The organism is Micrococcus sp. Mcc89 (assembly GCF_024519795.1).
GTDB classification, from domain to species: Bacteria; Actinomycetota; Actinomycetes; order Actinomycetales; family Micrococcaceae; genus Micrococcus; species Micrococcus luteus.
On sequence record NZ_JALJRI010000007.1, the window covers coordinates 70,765 to 88,527 of the forward strand.

Genomic DNA, 17,763 nt, shown 5'->3' on the forward strand with positions numbered 1-17,763 from the left:
AGTCGCACAGCCCCTCTCCCCGCGCAGAGGAGGCGGCGGGGCAGAATGAGGGCCATGTTCGTCGTCCTGGGCCCCGCCCCCGCCTCCGTCGGCAGCCCCGGCGCCTGGTGGGCCCTGGACGGGGAAGGCGACGGCGCCTCTCCCCTGGGATCCTGCGCCGCCGGGTCCGTGGCCGGGCTCGTGGCCGGTCTGCCCGCCCGCCTGGGCGTGGACCCGAGCACGGTCCGCTGGGTGCTCGCCGACGTCGGGACGGAGTACGCCGCCTGGCTGGTGGCGGGGGTGCGGGTGGATCGGTGCTGGGACCTGGCCCTCGTCCAGCGGATCCTGCGGCACGCGGCGACGGCGCCGGGCAGCGGGGTGCGTTACACGCCCGTGGCGCAGCTCGAGGTCGCCGACCCGACGGAGCCCGAGCGCCCGGCGCGGGTGCCCGCCGGTCAGGAGTCCTTCTTCGACCTGCCGGACGAGGCCGGCCCCGCTCCGGACGTCACCGTGCTCGCGGCGGAGCTGGCCGCGCAGCGGGCGGCCGTCGAGGGCTCGGCCCACCCGCACCGGCTGCGGCTGCTCGCGGCGGCGGAGTCGCAGGGCGCACTCGTGGCCGCGGAGATCCGGGCGGCGGGTCTGCCGTGGGACCGGGGCGTGCACGAGGCGCTCCTCGCCGAGCAGCTCGGCCCCCGGCCTGCACCGGGCGAGCGTCCCGCCCGCCTGCAGACCCTGGCCGAACGCATCGCCGACGTCCTGGGCTCCCCCGGGCTGAGCCCCGACTCGCAGCCCAGCCTGCTGCGGGCGCTGCAGACGGCGGGCGTGGCCGTGGAGTCCACGCGGCAGTGGGACCTGAAGCACTGGATCGACGCCGGCGGCGCGGAACGCGAGGCGCGGGCCGCGCTGCTCGCGCCGCTGCTGGAGTACAAGGCCCTGGCCCGGCTGTGGACGGCCAACGGCTGGCACTGGCTGGACCAGTGGATCGGCGACGACGGCCGGTTCCACGCCGCCTACCTGGTCGGCGGCGTGGTGACCGGGCGGTGGGCCGCCCACGGCGGTGGGGCCATGCAGATCCCAGCCGGGGTACGCGACGCCGTCCGCGCAGACCCCGGGTGGACGCTGACCGTGGCCGACGCCTCCCAGGTGGAGCCGCGCATCCTCGCCGCGATGGCCGCCGACGAGGCGCTGGCCCGTGCCGGGACCACGCCCGACCTGTACCGGGAGGTCGCGGAGCAGGGCCGGGCGGCCGGCACCGCGCTGGCCGACCGCGGGCGCGCGAAGATCGCCCTGCTGGGTGCGATGTACGGCTCGACGACGGGCGACTCCGCGGCGCTCATGCCGCACCTGCGCCGGCTATACCCCCGAGCGATCGGCCTGCTCGAGCGGGCGGCCACCGTCGGCGAGGGCGGCGGCCAGGTGTCCACGTGGCTGGGCCGCTGGTCCCCCGCACCGGGGCGGAAGTGGCAGGAGTCCGTGTCCGACGTCGACACCCAGGCCGCCGAGTCCGCGGCCCGGCGACGGCGACGCTCCCAGGGCCGCTTCACCCGGAACTTCGTGGTGCAGGGCACCGCAGCCGAGTGGGCGCTGTGCTGGATGGGCGAGATCCGCCGTCGACTGCGCTCGGCCGGCATGCACACGGAACTCGTGTTCTTCGTCCACGACGAGGTCGTCCTGCACGGCCCGGCCGCGGAGGCCGAGGCCGTGCGGACGGTCGTGGCGGAGTCCGCGAGCGCCGCCGGCCGCCTGCTGTTCGGTCCCGCCCCCGTGGACTTCCCGCTCACCGTCTCCAGCGTGGGGTCATACGCGGACGCGAAGTGAGGGGCGGCAGGGCGACGGTCGCGGTCATGGCCTCCGTGCGCCGCACCGGGCCGAGGACCCTCGGACCTGGCACGATGCGGGACGAGGGCCGATCCTGGAGAGCGCCCGAGACACCCTTGTGAAGGAGACCGCATGCCCGTCGCCCCGCGTCCGTCCGACGGCGCCGCGTCCTCGGTCTTCACCCCGCACCAGCAGCGCATCCTCGCGGTGCTCCTCATCCCGATCTTCATGTCCCTGCTGGCCGTGTCCAGCATCAACGTGGCCCTGCCCGCCCTGCAGCGGGGCCTGGACGCCAGTGACGCGGAGCTGCAGTGGGCCATCTCCGGCTACACCCTCGTGTTCGGCACGGTGCTCGTGCCGGCGGGCCGGGCGGGTGACCTCTTCGGACGACGCCGGCTGTTCATGGTGGGCCTCGGCGTGTTCGCGCTCGGTGCGCTCCTGTCCGGCCTGGCGCCCACGGGCGTCCTGCTCGTGCTCGCGCGCCTGGTCATGGGCGTGGGCGCGGGCCTGCTCAACCCGCAGGTCACCGGCTTCATCCAAAGCGAGTTCTCCGGCGCCTCCCGCGCCCGGGCGTTCGGGGCGCTCGGTGCCGTCGTCGGGGTGTCCGTGGCGGTGGGGCCGCTGCTCAGCGGCGGGCTCATCGCGTGGCTCGGCGGCGACCTCGGCTGGCGCGCGACCTTCCTGGTGAACGTGCCGATCGCCCTCGGCGCCCTCGTCGTGGCCCGCCAGTGGCTGCCGCGCACCGCCCCCGAGCGGGCGCGGCGCCCGGACCTGGACCCGGTCGGCGTCGTCCTGCTGGCCGGCGCCCTCGTGGCCGTCATGCTCCCGTTCCTGGACCGTGAGCTCGGGCCGTGGCGGTTCGTGCTCGTGCCCGTCGGCATCGGCCTGGCCGCCCTCTGGACACGCTGGGAGGCCCGCTACGCCCGACGGGGCCGCGCCCCGATGGTGGACCTGCGCCTGTTCCAGACCCGCAGCTTCGCGTGCGGCGCCCTGCTGATCGCCATCTACTTCACCGGCTCGACCAGCATGTTCGTGGTGATCGCCATGTTCATGCAGAACGGGCTGGGCTACCCGGCGCTGCACGCCGCACTCATCGGCCTTCCCTCGGCGGTCATGTCGAGCGTGATGTCCACCGTGGCCGGTCGCGTGGTGCTGCGCACGGGCCGGAAGATCGTCGTCCTCGGCATCGCGCTGGCGCTGCTCGCCGTCGTGGGCTCCATCGGGGTGGCGTGGGCCAACCGGGAGTTCGGCCTGAGTCCATGGTGGCTGCTGCTCACCCTCGCCATCTTGGGTGCCGGGCAGGGGCTGGTGGTCTCCCCCAACCAGACCCTCAGCCTGGCCGAGGTCCCGCCGCGGCACTCCGGCACGGCCGGCGGCGTCCTGCAGACCGGCCAGCGCGTCGGCACGGCCGTCGGCACCGCCGTGATCGTGGGGGTGTTCCTGGGCGTCGCCTCCGGTGCCGACTGGGACGGGGCGTTCATGGCCGCCTTCACCCTGGTGGCGGGGTGCATGGCGCTCGCGCTCCTCGTCGCACTCGCGGACCTGCGCGGACCACGGACGGCGGCGCCCCGTGGCTGAGCCCCGCCCCGGCGACGTGCGCGTCACCCCCGGCCCCGGCGCACCCCGCGGGCTGGTCATCCCCGCGGGCGAACTCGTCGAGCGCTTCTCCCACGCCTCCGGCCCGGGCGGTCAGGGCGTGAACACGGCGGACTCGCGGGTCCAGCTCAGTCTGGACCTGGCGGCCACCTCCGCCCTCGACGACGTCCAGCGCGCCCGCGTCCTCGCACGGCTGGCGCCCCGGCTGGCCGGCACGGTGCTCACCGTCAGCGTGGCGGAGCACCGGGCCCAGCGGCGCAACCGGGTGGCCGCCCGCGAGCGGCTCGCGGCGCTGCTGCGCGAGGCCCTGGCCCCGCCGACGCCGCGGCGGGCTACCAAGCCGACGCGCGGCTCTCGGCGGCGCCGCCTGGAGGCCAAACACCGTCGCTCCGAGGTGAAGCGCACGCGCCGCCGCCCCGGTCTCGACTGAGGCCGCCCGCCCGCAGGCGGCGGCTCAGTCCCGCCCGGTCACCCCACGGCCGGCGGCCGAGCGGTGACCCCACGCGTCGCCACGCCGGGCGAGGTAGTCCTCTTCGGGCCAGCTGCTCACCCCGGACACGCGCATCCTCACCACCCGGCCGTCGTCGCCGAGGTCGAACGGGATGCGCTCCCCCGACGCGCCGAAGCCATCCTCGTCCTCGGGCAGGAACGTGGTGGCGTCCAGCGCTCGCAGCTCGTGCATCCTGTCCCGGGGGCCGGGCGTGCCGGGGTCGATCAGCACGAGGCGCTCGCCGGCGCGAACCACGTCCGTCTCGCCCCACAGGGAGACGTAGCGGCCGGTCAGCCGGTCGAGGTCGTCGGTCGTGACACCGGTGGGCAGCGCCTGCCCGTCGGCGGCGTCCTGGGCGAGCAGGTCGATGAGCTCGACGAGGCCCACCGCGAGCGCGTCCGCCGGACCGTCCACGGCGTTGGTGAGCACGCTGACGGTCAGGCCGGTCACCGGGTCCACCAGGGTCCGGGTGATCTGCCCGGGGAAGCCGCCGGAGTGGCCCACGAGCCGTCGTCCGCCCACGCTGATCCCGATCAGGCCGAGCCCGTAGGTGCCGGTCCCGGTCCCCCGCGGGAAGGAGGCCTCGGCCCGGTGCATCAGGCGCAGCGCGTGCTCGTCCAGCAGCTCACGCCGATCCAGTGCGAGAGCGGAGAAGAAGCGGCTGAGCTCCTCCGCCGTGGAGACGAAGCCGGTGGCCGCGGCCAGCGCGCCGGTGGCGGTCGGTGCCACGCTCACCCGACGCCCACGGCCGTGGGCCCGGGTGTGGCCGACGACGGCCCGGCCCGCCGCGTCGTCGTCGATCTCGGGGCGGGTGTCGGTGAGGCCGAGCGGGACGAGGATGTCCTCCGTGACGTGCTCGGCGTAGCCGCGGCCCGTGACTGCCTCGATGATCGCCCCGAGCAGGCCGTACCCGATGTTCGAATACTTGAACCGCTCCTGCGGGGCGTAGGTGGCGCCGTGGTCCCGGACGATCGCGCGCAGGGCGTCGGCGTCCGGGAAGGGGCCCTCGAGCTGCCAGTGGTCCGCGTCCACTCCGTCGCGGATGGCGCCGGAGGTGTGCGAGAGCAGCTCGCGGACGGTGACCCGGGCCAGCGGGGTGTCGGCACAGTCGGGCAGTCGTTCGGCCACGGTGTCGTCCAGGCGCAGACGACCGGCGGCGACCAGGCGCAGCACGGCGACGGCCGTGAAGGTCTTGGAATGGCTGGCCACGCGGAACAGGTGGCCGGTGGTCAGCTCCGCCCCGGTGGCCTCGTCGGCCACCCCGAACGCGGCGGAGAGCACCAGCTCGTCGCCGAGCCGCACGGCCACCTGGGCGCCGGGCACGTGCCGCGTCTCCACCTGGGTGGCCAGCCACCGGGACAGGTACGGGGCCGCCTCCCGGAGGCGGTCGAGGGACGGAGCGGGCGGCGGGGCGGGGGTGGTCTGGGTCACGAGAGGCCACTGTACGATGCCGGCCGCGCGGGCTCAGGCGCGGGCGTTCTGCGATTCCGGGTCCAGGGGCGCGTGGGCGGGGTTGGACAGGGAGAGCACGACGGCGGCCACGCGCGGGTGCTCGAGGAGGGCGTCCTCCACGCGCTGGAGCAGGACCGCGGCCTCGCTCTCCCGCTCGTCCCCGGCCAGGTCCACGGCCCCGACGACGAAGAGCTTCTCCGGACCGACGTACTCGAGGTGCAGGTAGCTCACGGAGAGCACCTCGGGCCGCTCCAGCAGCCAGCGCAGCACCCGGGTCCGGACCACCGGGTCGGCGACCTCGCCGACGAGGAACGCCATGTTCCGCGAGAGCAGGAAGATCGCGACGACCCCGAGCAGCACGCCCACGAGGATCGAGCCGGCGGCGTCCCACCGGGGGTCCCCGGTGAGCTGGTGCAGGGCGAGGGCGGCCGCCGCGATGACCAGGCCGATCAGGGCCGAGGCGTCCTCCACCCACACGGCGCGCAGGGTGGGGTCCGAGGTCTGGCGCAGGAACATGGCATCGCTGATGTGCCGCCGCTCCGCGTCGCGGCGGACGCGCCGATGCGCGTTCAGGAAGGAGACGCACTCGAGCACGAACGCGACGGCGAGCACGATGTACGCGATCGTGTACTCCGCCTCCTCCTCGGGGGCGGACCAGGCCGTGATCCCGTGCCAGACCGAGACCGCCGAGCCCACCGCGAACAGGCCGAAGGCCGCGACCATCGACCACACGTAGGCCGCCCGCCTGTAGCCCAGCGGGTGCCGCGCGTCGGAGGCTCGGCCGGCCCGACGCTCCGCCAACAGCAGGAAGACCTCATTGCCGGCGTCGGCCCAGGAGTGCGCGGCCTCCGCCACCATCGCGGCTGAGCCGGTGACCGCGCCCACGATCGACTTGACGACGGCGATCACCGCGTTCACGCCGAGGGCGATCAGGACGGTCAGCAGGCTCTCGCCGCCGGTCTCGGCGGCGGGCGAGGCGGAGTGAGCGGGCGAGGCGACGGCGGGCGGGGTGCGGGTCATCCTCCGAGTCTGCCCCTGCAGGCGCATGCCGGACCAGGCTCGCCATGTCCGGGTCCGCCGGTCCAGGAGCGCGAGACGGGGTCCACGCGGATCGGCGTCGCCGAGCCCGTGAGGTCTCCGCGTGCGCGGCCTAGCGTGGGGCCATGACGGATTCTCCCCTGCACCTCGACCACCCCGACGCCCCCCGCATCATCGTGCTCGGCGCGACGGGCTACGCCGGATCCCTCGTCGTGGACGCCCTCGTGGCCCAGGGCGCACGGCCCGTGCTGGCGGGCCGGAACCGGGACTCGCTCCAGCACGCGGCGAGGCGGCACGACGGGCTGAAGGTCGCCGTCGCCGACGCCGGTGACCCCGCCTCGCTGAGGGCCCTGGTCACGGAGGGCGATGTGCTGGTCTCCACGGTCGGCCCCTTCGAACGCTACGGCCGACCGGTCGCCCGCGCCGCCGCGGAGCGGGGCGCGCACTACGTGGACTCGACCGGTGAGGTCGGCTTCGTGAAGGACCTCAAGGCGGACCTGGACGCCACCGCCCGACGCACGGGCGCCACCCTGCTGCCCGCCCTCGGCTTCGACTACGCGCCGGGCATGCTCGCGGGCGGGCTCGCGCTGGCGGAGGCCGGTGGACGCGCACGGTCCCTGCAGATCGGCTACTTCGCCGACGGCGAGCTGGACCCGCGCGTCGACCTCAGCCACGGGACGCGCCAGACGATGGTGGACGCCCTCACCGAGCGGACGATCACGTGGCGCGGCGGGCGGCTGGCGACGACGGGCCCGGCCAGCCGGTCGGCCGTCTTCCGGGTCGACGGGCAGGATCGCCGCGGCGTGCTGTTCGGCGGCACGGAGTCCCTGTTCCTGCCGCGGATGCAGCCCGGCCTGGATGAGGTCGAGGTCTTCAACGGCTGGTTCCCGGCCCGGCCCACGCAGATCGGCGCCGCCGCCCTCGGCGCGGTGGGGTGGCTCCCCGGCGTCGCCCGCGGCGTGCAGGCCCTGCTGCGGCCCTTGGCCGGGGACCCGGGTGGCCCCGACGCCGCAGACCGGGCCCGCACGGGCTCCCGAGTCGGGGCGATCGCGCGGGACGCGGCCGGCCGCGTCGTGGCGGACGTGCACCTGCGCGGCCCCAACGCCTACACGTTGACCGGGGACCTCATGGCCTGGGGCGCCCGTCAGCTCGCCGCAGGCCGGGCCCGCGAGGCCGGCGTCGTCAGCCCGATCCAGGCGTTCGGCCTCGACGACTTCGAGACGGCCTGCGCCGCGGTCGGCCTGGTGCGGGCATGATCCCGACGACTGACCCCGCCCGTGGCCCTCAGCGGGGGCGACGCCGCGGGCGGCTGATCCAGGCCAGATAGGCGCTGCCGCCGGTCAGGGCGGCGCCGCCGGCGGCCACCACCGGCCCGGCGAAGCGGCCGAGCCGGTCCTTGTACGCCACGAGCACGTTCGTGCCGCCGGTGATCATCGCGGCCACCACCATGGCGGCCACCACCCGGTCGCCCGTCCGCTCGAGGCGCGTCACGAGCGGCTCGAGCTCGCTCGCGCGGACGGTGACGTCGATCCCGCCGTCGTCGATGCGTTCCATCACCTTGCGGGCGTACTCCGGCAGGTCGATGCCGAGCTCGGCCGCCGCGATCGTGGCCCGGCCGATCCGGCCCGCCACCCGCCGGGGGTCGAGGTGCTCCCCCACGAGGCGCAGGGCGAACGGGTCGAGCACGCGGGTGTAGTCGAAGCCGGGGTGCAGGCGGCGGCCGATGCCGTCCACGATGATCAGCATCCGCAGCAGCTGCACGAGCTCGGGCGGCAGGGACAGCCGGTGGCGCCGCACCAGGGCGAAGATCTCCGAGATCAGCTGCGCCACGCGGATGTCCTCGAGCTCGCGCCCCTCGAGGCGGCCGACGATCCGGGCCACCTCCAGCCGGAGCCGACGGCGGTCCACCGGGCCGCGCGGCGGGGCGATGTCCAGCAGGGCCCGCACCAGCCCGTCGGTGTCCTGCCGGGCCAGCGCCATGGCCAGGCCCGCGAACCGGCGCCGGAGGGACGGGGAGATCCGCCCCACGGAGCCGAAGTCGATGAACCCGACGGTCCCGTCCGGCTCGATGAACAGGTTGCCCGGGTGCGGGTCCGCATGGAACACGCCGTGCTCGAACACCATGGCCAGCAGCACGTCGGCGGCCCGGTACGCCAGCTCCTCCCGGTCGATGCCGGCGGCGTCGAGTCCGGCCAGGTCGTCCACGCGCAGCCCGGAGAGCTCCTGCATGGTCAGCACGCGCGAGGTGGTCAGGTCCCACTCGATCCACGGGAACCGCACGCCCGGGGTGTCCCGGAAGCCGGCGGCGATCTCCTCGCAGGCCCGCGCCTCCACCACGTAGTCGAGCTCGGCGCGCAGCGAGCGGTCGAACTCGTCCACCATGGCCGGCACGTCCAGGTCGGCGAAGGTCCGTGAGGCCCGCGACCACGTGGCCGCCAGCGTCCGCAGGATCTCCAGGTCCGCCTGGACCTGCTCCACCACACCGGGCTTGCGGACCTTCACGACGACGGCGCGCCCGTCATGCAGGCGCGCGCGGTGGGCCTGACCGATGGAGGCGGTGGCCAGGGGCGCCCGGTCGAACCAGGCGAACAGGGTGTCGACGTCGGCGCCGAGGTCCTCCTCGACCGTCCGGGCGACGGCCTCGAAGGGCACCGCCGACGTGCTGTCCGTGAGGCGGGCGAACGCCGCGCAGTAGGCCTCGGGGAACACGTCCGGGCGCGCCGAGATCAGCTGCCCGAGCTTCACGAAGGTGACGCCCAGCTCCTCGAACGTGCGCACGAACAGCTCGGGGCGGGCCTCGGCGTCGATGCCCAGGTGCGGCTCCCCCTCCTCGAGGGGCAGCCACCGGGAGAGCCCGGCCTGCACGGCCGTGGCCATGAGGCCGTTGCGGGCCATGACGTGGGCGATCTCGCGGTAGCGCTGCAGGTGGAGGGCCATGACGCCCACGCTACCGACCGCGCGGAGGGACGGGCCCCGCCGCTCAGTCCGCGTACCGGAGCATGCCCGGCCGGACCCGCGCGTCGGCCCCGATCCGCATCCCGTCCGCGAGCGCGCCCGCCGCCCGCAGCTCCCGCAGCCTCGCCAGCACCCGGTCCCGCACGTCCCACGGGCTGAGGGTGTTGACGTTGATCTTGGTGGCGCCCTCGAAGCCGGCGAGCGTGGAGACGCGCCACTTGAGCATCACACGCCACGGCATCGGGTCCGCGACGCCGGGCGGGCGGGTGTGCCACTCCTCGTTGGAGGGGACGTCCGGGCCGGTGGCCGCGTGGGCGGCATGCAGCAGGTCGGAGACGGCGCGCAGCTCGGCCGCGGACTGCCGCCACGGCTGCCCCACCGGGCTCGTGGAGTAGACCTCGACCGTCGGGTACCGGTGGCCGAAGCCGGCGAACATCACGGCGTGCTCGTTCTCGGCGATCACGAGGTCGTGCGCCACAGCCACGTCCAGCGCGGCGTGGTTGAACACCTGCGGGTCCTCGCGCAGCCGGTCCAGGACGGCGGCGTTCTGCGCGCCGACCTCGTCGATGGCCACGAGCTGCTTGTGCAGGTGGTCGAAGGAGGCACCGGCGGGCTTGAGCCAGTTCTGGAACACGGAGACGTACCGCACGGCGGGCGTGGTCGCGTAGAGGTCCCGCATCGCGTCGGCGGTGAGGGCCAGGAAGGCGTGGTGCTCGTCCGGGGTGAGGGTGCCCGAGGAGGCCAGCTGGTGGTCGTCCACGGCGTCGTCGACGAAGTGCCGCCGGGCGATCACCACGTCGTGCGTGCCGCCGAAGAATGCGGCCGACGCCGCGATCAGCTCCGCCTCGGACATCGCCGCCGCCTCCTCGGCGGAGCGGCCGGAGGCGCGCAGCTTCGCGGCGACGACGGCGCGCACGTGGGCGCGGCCGGCCTCGGTGGCCAGGTACTCGTCACGGCGGCGGCGCGCGTCCGGGGGGAGTTCGTAGCCGTGGTTGAGACGCCAGTAGTCGTAGCTGAGGATCTCGAAGAGGTTGGGGACCCGGCGGAAGGCCGGGGTCGTCTCCCCGAGCCGCTCCGCGGCCGGATGCCGCAGGATCTGCCAAGCCGGGGCGCCGTCGTCGGCCCTCGTGGAGACGATGCGTGACTTCTCCGGCGGCGTCTCCAGCAGGCGGTGCTCGCAGAAGGCACAGTGCCGACCCTGCTGGGCGGGGTCGAGCGGCTGCGGGGCGGGCCGGACGAGGCCGAGCGGGCGGTGGCCGCGGCCGGGCACGGTCCAGACCTCGGTGCCGGTGAAGGGGTTGCGCTGCTTGACGGTGCCGTCCGGCAGTCGGGTGAGGGGCTCGCTCACAGACGGGTGCACGAGGCCAGGATACGAGGCGGTGCCGACCCGGGCAGGCCGGCGCCGACGCGCCCGCCGGTCAGAATTCGAGCAGCACCTTGCCCTTGGCATGGTGGGACTCGAGACGCTCGAACGCCTGCTCCCAGTCGGCCAGGGGGTAGCGGCTGTCCACGGTCACGGCCAGCTCGCCGGCGTCCACGAGCCGGACGAGCTCGGCCAGGCCCGCCCCGTCCGGATGCATGAGGAAGAACTCGTAGGTCACCCCGGCCTTCTTCGCGGCCCGGCGCACCTTCGCACTGGCCACCCGGGAGACGACGGCGGCCAGCGGCCGACGCGACGGGCGCGCGGTCTCACGAAGGCTGCCGGGGCTCGGCGGGCCCGCGATGGTCACCAGCCGGCCGCCGGGCTCGATCGAGCCGAGCAGCTCGGCCATCTGATCACCGCCGATGAGGTCGAACACCTTGTCGAAGCGCTCGCCCCCCTCTGCGACGGTGCGGGCGCGATAGTCGATCACCGCGTCGGCGCCGGCCTCGCGGACGTACGGCTCACCCGCCGCGGAGGCGGTCACGGTCACGTGCGCGCCGCGCAGGTGTGCCAGGCGCGTGGCGATCAGCCCGACGCCGCCGGCGGCCCCGGTGATCAGCAGCCGCTCCCCGGGCTGCAGGTCCAGGTGCTCCGGGCCGAGTGCCTGCTGGGCGGTCAGGCCGGCGAGCGGCAGGCCGGCCGCGTCCGTCAGGGGCATGCGGGCGGGCGCGGCGGCCACCCAGTCCGCGCGCACCGCGGCCAGCTCGGCGAACGCCCCGTGGCCGGAGGGGTCCACGCGGGTGATCACCGCGTCACCCGGGGCGAACGCGGTCACCCCGGCGCCCACGGTCTCGACGATGCCGCTGAGCTCGTTGCCGGCGACCGTGGGGAAGGCGTCGGGGGCGATGGCCTTGAAGTCGCCTTCGCGGTGCATCGCGTCGACGGGGTTGAGGCCGACCGCGCGGGTGCGGATCAGCACCTCGCCGGCGCCGGCCGTGGGGGCGGGGACGTCGGTGAGGGCCATGGCCTCTCGGCCGCCGTAGGACTGGAGGACGAGTGCTCGCATGCCGCCGAGCCTAGGCGCGCCGCCCCGGAGTGCCGAGCCCTGTTCGCCGTCGTCGATCACGCAGGTCGGGCTCGGCGACCTCCGGCGTGATCATCCCCACGGCCACCCGTGACGCGGGTACGCTGATCGCTGTTCCACGTCACAGCGCTCTCGCTCGACTCGTCTCACCCGCACGGAGGCCTCACCCATGTCGTCCCGCATCCACCACCCCGGCCTCCGGTCGAAGGTGATGTCCGCCGCGGAGGCGGCGGCGTTCATCCAGCACGGCACCACCGTGGGCATGAGCGGGTTCACGGGGTCCGGCTACCCGAAGGCCGTGCCGATGGCGCTGGCCGAGCGGGCCAAGGAGCTGCACGCGCGCGGCGAGGAGTTCCGCATCAACCTCCACACGGGGGCGTCCACCTCCGCGGAGATGGACGGTGCGCTGGCCGAGGCGGACGCCGTCGCGCTGCGCACCCCGTTCCAGTCGGACCCGACGATGCGCGCCAAGATCAACGCGGGCGCGATCGAGTACATCGACACGCACCTGTCCCACCTGGCGCAGACCGTGTGGAACGGCTTCTACGGGCCCATGACCACCGCGGTGATCGAGGTGTCCGGGATCCGCGAGGACGGCCGTCTCGTCCCCAGCTCCTCCGTGGGCAACAACAAGTCCTGGATCGACCTGGCGGATCAGGTGATCCTCGAGGTCAACTCGTGGCAGAGCGAGGACCTCGAGGGTCTGCATGACGTCTACTACGGCACCGCGCTGCCCCCGCACCGCTCGCCGATCATGCTCACCCACCCGGCAGACCGCATCGGTGAGACGTACCTGCGGTGCGATCCGGCCAAGGTGGTGGCCGTCGTCGAGACCCACGCCCCGGACCGCAACTCTGCCTTCAAGCCCGCCGACGCGGACTCGATCGCGATCGCCCAGCACCTCGTGGAGTTCTTCGAGCACGAGGTGGCCCAGGGCCGGTACGACGAGCGGCTGCTGCCGCTGCAGTCGGGCGTGGGCAACATCGCGAACGCGGTGATGTCCGAGCTGGTGAAGTCCCGGTTCACGGGCCTGTCCGCGTTCACCGAGGTGGTGCAGGACGGCATGCTCGACGCCCTGGACTCCGGCACCCTGGCGACCGCGTCCGCGACCGCGTTCTCCCTGTCCACCGAGGCCGCCGAACGGTTCAACGACAACGCCGCGAAGTATCGGGACAAGCTGATCCTGCGCACCCAGGAGATCTCCAACCACCCCGAGCTCGTGCGCCGCCTCGGCATCCTCGCCATGAACGGCATGCTCGAGGCCGACCTGTACGGCAACGTGAACTCCACGCACCTGATGGGCACGAAGATGATGAACGGCCTCGGCGGCTCCGGCGACTTCGCCCGCAACGCGTTCACCTCGTTCTTCCTCACCCCCTCCACGGCCAAGGGCGGGGACATCTCCTGCATCGTGCCGATGGTCTCGCACGTGGACCACACCGAGCACGACGTGCACGTGGTGGTCACCGAGCAGGGGCTGGCCGACCTGCGCGGCCTCTCCCCCAAGCAGCGCGCCCGCACGATCATCGACACGTGCGCGCACCCGGACTACAGGGAGCAGCTGCGGGACTACTTCGACCGCGCGATGCGCGAGTCGGACGGCCTGCACACCCCGCACCTGTTGGGCGAGGCCCTGTCCTGGCACCAGCGCTTCCTCGAGACCGGGACGATGCGTCACGGCTGACGGCCCGCAAGACCGGACACCTGCGGGACACCTGCGACGGGGCACCCTACAGTGGGCCGCGCCTCGCGGCGGGGTGAGATCACGCCGGCTCCGGGCACGTGCCCGGAGCCGGCCCAGGGCCGCAGGACCGGCGACGGCGTCAGCGGCGCCCGCCCTGCTCCCGCTCGGGGATTCCCGCGGCCCACAGGGCGGCGGCGATGAGGGCGGGCTGGCCGAACAGCCGCGCCAGGCGGCGGCCGTCGGTGTCCAGCCCGAAGCCGTCCTTGCGCTCGGCGTACTGCCCGATGTTCCCGGGGTAGATCGCGGTGTAGAAGGCCGCCAGGGCGGTGCCGGTCAGGCGGCGCTGCCCGGGGAGCGCCAGCAGAGCGGCCCCGAGGCCGATCTCGGCCACGCCGGATCCGAGCACCACGAGGTCCGCCGGGAGCGGGACCCACGAGGGCACCTGGGCGCGGAACTCACGGCGTGCCACGGTGAGGTGGGACAGCCCTGCGGCGGTCATGAACCCGCCGAGGCCGAGGCGGGCGGCGGTCTGGGAGAGGGGGACGGGCTGCCGGTGCTTCGTCATCATGCCTCCCCGAGCTCGAGGACGACGTCGATGTTGCCCCGGGTGGCGTTCGAATAGGGGCACACCTGATGCGCCTGCTCCATGAGGGCGCGGGCCTGATCCGCGGGGACATTGGGGAGCACGACCTCGAGGGTGACCTCCAGGCCGAAGCCCTCACCCTGGCGGCCGATGCCCACGCGCGCGCCGACGGAGGAGTCGGTGATGTCGGCACGGGAGGCACGGGCGACCATCTGCAGGGCCGAGTGGAAGCACGCGGCGTAGCCGGCGGCGAACAGCTGTTCGGGGTTGGTGCCCTGGCCGGAGCCGCCCATTTCGGTGGGCACGGCGAGGTCGAGGTCGACCCGCCCGTCGGTGGTGCGGACATGGCCGTCGCGGCCGGCGCCGGTGCTGAGCGCCTCGGCGGTGTAGATGGTCTCCATGGGAGGTCCTTTCATCCGCCCGCCCCGTGCGGGACGAGTCGGCTCCAGCCTGCCACCCTGTTAGGTCGCGCGCAACCAAGTCGCTCCCCAGCGACCACTAGAATCGCTCCCATGGATGCCGCGCCGACCCCCAGCCTCGCCCTCGAGGACCAGCTCTGCTTCGCCCTGCACCGGGCGGCGCGCGCCGTCACGCGCGGCTACGGCCCCCTGCTCTCCCGCCTCGGCCTCACCTACCCGCAGTACCTCGTGATGCTCACCCTGTGGCAGGCGGAGAGTGATGCCTCGGCTGAGACGGAGGCGTCGACGTCGGACGCCGCCGGCGCGCTGGGGGTCGGCGCGCTGCGGGACCGGCTCGGCATGGACAACGGGACGATCACACCCCTGGTGCGGCGCCTGGCCGGCATGGGGCTCGTCACGCGGGAGCGCGACGTCCACGACGAGCGACGCGTGCTGGTCCGGCTGACGGACGAGGGGCGGGCGCTGCGGGCGTCCGCCCGGACGGTCCCGGTGGACGCCCTCACCCGGATCCCCCTCGACACCACCGAGCGCCAGGTCCTCATGGACCTGCTGAACCGGATCACCGAGGCCGCCGGGCCGCGCTGAGACGGCGGGAGCGGCCCGCGCACGGAGCCCGGGTCAGCGCACCCGGTCCAGGGTCGCCCGGGCGACGGCGTCCGCCTCACGCTCGGGCAGCCAGTGGTCCGCGTCGAGCTTCACGAACCGGTACTCCCCCGCCACCTGCCCGGCCGTGAGCTCGGCGGCCCGCGGCCCCAGGGCCGCGTCCCGGGTGCCCCACACGTACGTGGTGGGCACCGTCACGGGCGCGCTGCGCGTGGTGGTCACCAGATCCGGGTTCGCCCGATACCAGTTCACCGGGCCGCGCAGGCTCTGCGGGGTGGAGAACCGGCGGGCGTAGTGCTCCGCCCCGGGGACCTGCCCCCGCTGCAGCAGGGAGCCCAGCCGTCGCGCGAGGATCCGTTCGGGGAGGGCCGGTGCCTGGAAGGCGGCGATGTACCAGCTGCGGCGCAGCTGGTCCGGGCCGCGCAGGGCGCGGGCCAGGGCGGCCGGGTGCGGCGTGGACAGGACGGTCAGGGACGCAACGCGCTCGGGGCGGGCGGTGGCCAGCGCCCAGGCGACGGCGCCGCCCCAGTCATGGCCGACGACGTGGACGCGCCGCGCCCCCGCCGCGTCCGCCAGCGCGACGGCGTCCCCCACGAGCGCCGGGAGGCGGTAGGCCGCCGTCGCCCGCGGCGCGGCCCCCGGGGAGTAGCCGCGCTGGTCCGGCGCGAGGGTGCGCAGCCCCGCGGCGTGCAGCAGCGGCTCGACGTGCCTCCAGGACGTGGCGTCCTGCGGGAAGCCGTGCAGCAACAGGACCGCCTCCCCCTCGGCCGGCCCGCCGTCGCGGACATCGAAGGTCAGGCCCTGATGCCGGAAGGTGGCCATGCCGCCCCCGAGTGCGCCGTCGCTCGTCACAGCCGGACGACCATCTTCCCCGTGTTGGCGCCCTCGAGCAGGTCGATGAACGCCTGGGGTGCGTTCTCCAGGCCCTCCCGGACGGTCTCGTCCCACTGGATCTTCCCGTCGGCGACCCACGGGCCCACGCGCTCGAGGAACTCGGGGCGGACCTGCGCCGCGTACTTCTGCAGGACGAAGCCGCGCAGGGTCAGCCGCTTGCCGATTGCCAGCGCGAGGTTGCGCGGGGCGGCCGGCGGCTCCGTCGAGTTGTACTGGGCGATCGCACCGCACATCGCCACGCGGCCGTCGACCCGCATCGCGGCGATGGCGGCCTCGAGGTGGTCGCCGCCCACGTTGTCGAAGTAGACGTCGATCCCCTCCGGCGCGGCCTCGGCCAGCAGGTCCGTGGGCGAGCCGTCGTGGTAGTTGAACGCGGCGTCGAAGCCCAGCTCCTTCACCCACGCCACCTTCTCGGGCGTGCCGGCCGAGCCGACGACGCGCGAGGCGCCCAGGAGGCGGGCGATCTGGCCTGCGACCGAGCCGACGGCCCCCGCGGCGCCCGAGATGAACACGGCGTCACCCTCCTGCATCTCGGCCACGTGCACGAGGCCGGTGTAGGCGGTCAGACCCGTCATGCCCAGCACGCCCAGGTAGGCGCTGTCCGAGAGCTGGGAGGTGTCCACGGCCTGGACGGTGTCGCCGTCGAGGACAGCGTGCTCGCGCCAGCCGAGGCCGTGGAGCACGGACGTGCCCTCCGGCACGTCCGCGTGGCGCGAGGCGATCACGGTGCCCACCGCGCCGCCGTCGAGGGGGGCGTCGAGCTGGAACGGGGGCACGTAGGACTCGACGTCGTTCATGCGGCCGCGCATGTACGGGTCCACGGACATCACGGTGTTGCGCACGAGGACCTGGCCTTCGGCGAGCTCGGGGAGCTCGACCTCGGTGAGGCGGAAGTTCTCCGGCGTCGGGGCGCCGTGGGGGCGGGAGGCGAGGTGGATCTCGCGCGTGTGGGTGGGGGTGCTCATCGAGTGGTCTCCTCGGGGTCGAAGTGGTGGGCTCGGCGGGGGTCAGCGCGCGAGCAGGTCGAGGACGCGGCGGGCGGCGTCGGCGGAGGAGGCCGGGTTCTGACCGGTCACCAGGGTGCCGTCCGTGACCACGAAGCTCTCCCCGTCCGGGCCCTTGCGGTAGTCCGCGCCGGCGGCGATCAGCGAGTCCTCGACGAGGAACGGGACGACGTCCGTCAGCTGGGCGGCCTCCTCCTCGCCGTTGGTGAACCCGGCGACCTGACGGCCGCGCACGAACGGGGTGCCGTCGGCGGCGGTGATCGGGTGCAGGATCCCGGGCGCGTGGCAGACGAGGCCGAGCGGGCGCCCGGCCGCGTCGCTGTCGAGGATGATCCGCGTGGAGTCGGCGTCGGACACCAGGTCCCACAGCGGGCCGTGACCGCCCGGGTAGAAGACGGCGTCGAACCCGTCCACGTCCACCTGGGCCAGGGGCGTGGTGTGGGCCAGGGCGGCCTTGGCCTCCTCGTCCTGGTCGAACCGGCGGGTGGCGTCGGTCTGCATCTCCGGCTGCGAGCTCGTCGGGTCGATGGGCGGCTGGCCGCCGCGGGGCGAGGCCAGGGTGACCTCGTGGCCAGCGTCCGTGAAGACGTAGTAGGGCGAGGCGAACTCCTCGAGCCAGAACCCGGTCTTGCGGCCGGTGTCTCCCAGCTGGTCGTGCGAAGTGAGGATCATCAGGATGCGGGACATGTCTGGGGCCCTTTCGTCGGTGGGGACTGAACCCTCATGGTCGTACACAACCGAATCTCGGGCAAGGGTGACGGCGCCCACCAGCCTCACGCCGCGGCCGCCGTGCCCGGGACA

At 74.4% G+C, this 17,763-nt stretch carries 16 protein-coding genes; 6 read left to right on the top strand and 10 right to left on the bottom strand.

The window, feature by feature from the left end; genetic code table 11:
• Positions 1-54: 54 nt before the first annotated feature.
• The 3 genes from NR072_RS00605 (at position 55) to arfB (ending at position 3,823) form a co-directional block, all read left to right on the top strand.
• The gene (locus NR072_RS00605) at positions 55-1,797 is read left to right on the top strand and encodes a bifunctional 3'-5' exonuclease/DNA polymerase (RefSeq protein ID WP_256835771.1); all 1,743 of its coding nucleotides are present in this window, start codon (positions 55-57) and stop codon (positions 1,795-1,797) included.
• Between the two features lie 132 nt (positions 1,798-1,929).
• A complete protein-coding gene (locus tag NR072_RS00610) occupies positions 1,930-3,375 on the top strand; it encodes an MFS transporter (protein WP_256835773.1) in 1,446 nt (481 codons plus the stop codon).
• Positions 3,368-3,823 carry an alternative ribosome rescue aminoacyl-tRNA hydrolase ArfB gene (gene arfB / locus NR072_RS00615; protein WP_036338705.1) on the top strand — a complete coding sequence of 152 codons (456 nt, stop codon included), beginning with the start codon at positions 3,368-3,370 and terminating at the stop codon, positions 3,821-3,823. The genes NR072_RS00610 and arfB overlap by 8 nt, the downstream gene beginning before the upstream one ends.
• A gap of 24 nt (positions 3,824-3,847) precedes the next feature.
• On the opposite strand, the gene NR072_RS00620 is transcribed toward arfB, so the two are convergent.
• Together NR072_RS00620 and NR072_RS00625 are read right to left on the bottom strand one after the other, a co-directional pair.
• Entirely contained in the window at positions 3,848-5,314 is a 1,467-nt protein-coding gene (locus tag NR072_RS00620; protein ID WP_256835775.1) for a beta-lactamase family protein, read from the bottom strand.
• A 33-nt stretch (positions 5,315-5,347) separates the two neighbouring features.
• Positions 5,348-6,355 carry a cation diffusion facilitator family transporter gene (locus NR072_RS00625; RefSeq protein WP_256835777.1) on the bottom strand — a complete coding sequence of 336 codons (1,008 nt, stop codon included), beginning with the start codon at positions 6,353-6,355 and terminating at the stop codon, positions 5,348-5,350.
• Positions 6,356-6,498: 143 nt separating this feature from the next.
• On the opposite strand from NR072_RS00625, the gene NR072_RS00630 reads away from it, so the two are divergent.
• A complete protein-coding gene (locus NR072_RS00630; protein WP_256835779.1) occupies positions 6,499-7,629 on the top strand; it encodes a trans-acting enoyl reductase family protein in 1,131 nt (376 codons plus the stop codon).
• Between the two features lie 28 nt (positions 7,630-7,657).
• Here NR072_RS00630 and NR072_RS00635 read toward each other — a convergent pair whose 3' ends face one another.
• From NR072_RS00635 to NR072_RS00645, 3 genes are all read right to left on the bottom strand, one after another.
• Positions 7,658-9,310, bottom strand: coding sequence for an AarF/ABC1/UbiB kinase family protein (locus NR072_RS00635; RefSeq protein WP_036338696.1), 1,653 nt, complete (start codon positions 9,308-9,310; stop codon positions 7,658-7,660).
• 43 nt (positions 9,311-9,353) lie between these two features.
• Positions 9,354-10,676 (bottom strand): DUF4921 family protein, encoded by a 1,323-nt coding sequence (locus NR072_RS00640; RefSeq protein ID WP_225348576.1) that lies wholly within the window; start codon positions 10,674-10,676, stop codon positions 9,354-9,356.
• A 70-nt stretch (positions 10,677-10,746) separates the two neighbouring features.
• Positions 10,747-11,757: an NADP-dependent oxidoreductase gene (locus tag NR072_RS00645; RefSeq protein WP_206482132.1), complete on the bottom strand. Its 1,011-nt coding sequence runs from the start codon at positions 11,755-11,757 to the stop codon at positions 10,747-10,749.
• A gap of 187 nt (positions 11,758-11,944) precedes the next feature.
• Between NR072_RS00645 and NR072_RS00650 the strand changes: the two genes are divergently transcribed.
• The gene (locus NR072_RS00650) at positions 11,945-13,459 is read left to right on the top strand and encodes an acetyl-CoA hydrolase/transferase family protein (RefSeq protein ID WP_256835782.1); all 1,515 of its coding nucleotides are present in this window, start codon (positions 11,945-11,947) and stop codon (positions 13,457-13,459) included.
• 139 nt (positions 13,460-13,598) lie between these two features.
• Here the strand turns inward: NR072_RS00650 and NR072_RS00655 are convergent, their stop codons facing one another.
• Both NR072_RS00655 and NR072_RS00660 read right to left on the bottom strand, forming a co-directional pair.
• Positions 13,599-14,024, bottom strand: coding sequence for a membrane protein (locus NR072_RS00655; protein WP_036382887.1), 426 nt, complete (start codon positions 14,022-14,024; stop codon positions 13,599-13,601).
• A complete protein-coding gene (locus NR072_RS00660) occupies positions 14,024-14,443 on the bottom strand; it encodes an organic hydroperoxide resistance protein (RefSeq protein WP_002855232.1) in 420 nt (139 codons plus the stop codon). The genes NR072_RS00655 and NR072_RS00660 overlap by 1 nt, the downstream gene beginning before the upstream one ends.
• A 111-nt stretch (positions 14,444-14,554) precedes the next feature.
• On the opposite strand from NR072_RS00660, the gene NR072_RS00665 reads away from it, so the two are divergent.
• Entirely contained in the window at positions 14,555-15,046 is a 492-nt protein-coding gene (locus tag NR072_RS00665; RefSeq protein WP_049145888.1) for a MarR family winged helix-turn-helix transcriptional regulator, read from the top strand.
• 33 nt (positions 15,047-15,079) lie between these two features.
• Here NR072_RS00665 and NR072_RS00670 read toward each other — a convergent pair whose 3' ends face one another.
• Genes NR072_RS00670 through NR072_RS00680 form a run of 3 tightly spaced genes read right to left on the bottom strand, consistent with a single transcriptional unit; the run spans position 15,080 to position 17,649 of the window.
• A complete protein-coding gene (locus NR072_RS00670) occupies positions 15,080-15,886 on the bottom strand; it encodes an alpha/beta fold hydrolase (RefSeq protein WP_256835783.1) in 807 nt (268 codons plus the stop codon).
• A 26-nt stretch (positions 15,887-15,912) separates the two neighbouring features.
• Positions 15,913-16,923, bottom strand: coding sequence for an NADP-dependent oxidoreductase (locus NR072_RS00675; RefSeq protein ID WP_129043965.1), 1,011 nt, complete (start codon positions 16,921-16,923; stop codon positions 15,913-15,915).
• 42 nt (positions 16,924-16,965) lie between these two features.
• On the bottom strand, positions 16,966-17,649 hold the full coding sequence (locus tag NR072_RS00680) for a type 1 glutamine amidotransferase domain-containing protein (RefSeq protein WP_041103944.1): 684 nt from the start codon (positions 17,647-17,649) through the stop codon (positions 16,966-16,968).
• Between the last annotated feature and the right edge of the window lie 114 nt (positions 17,650-17,763).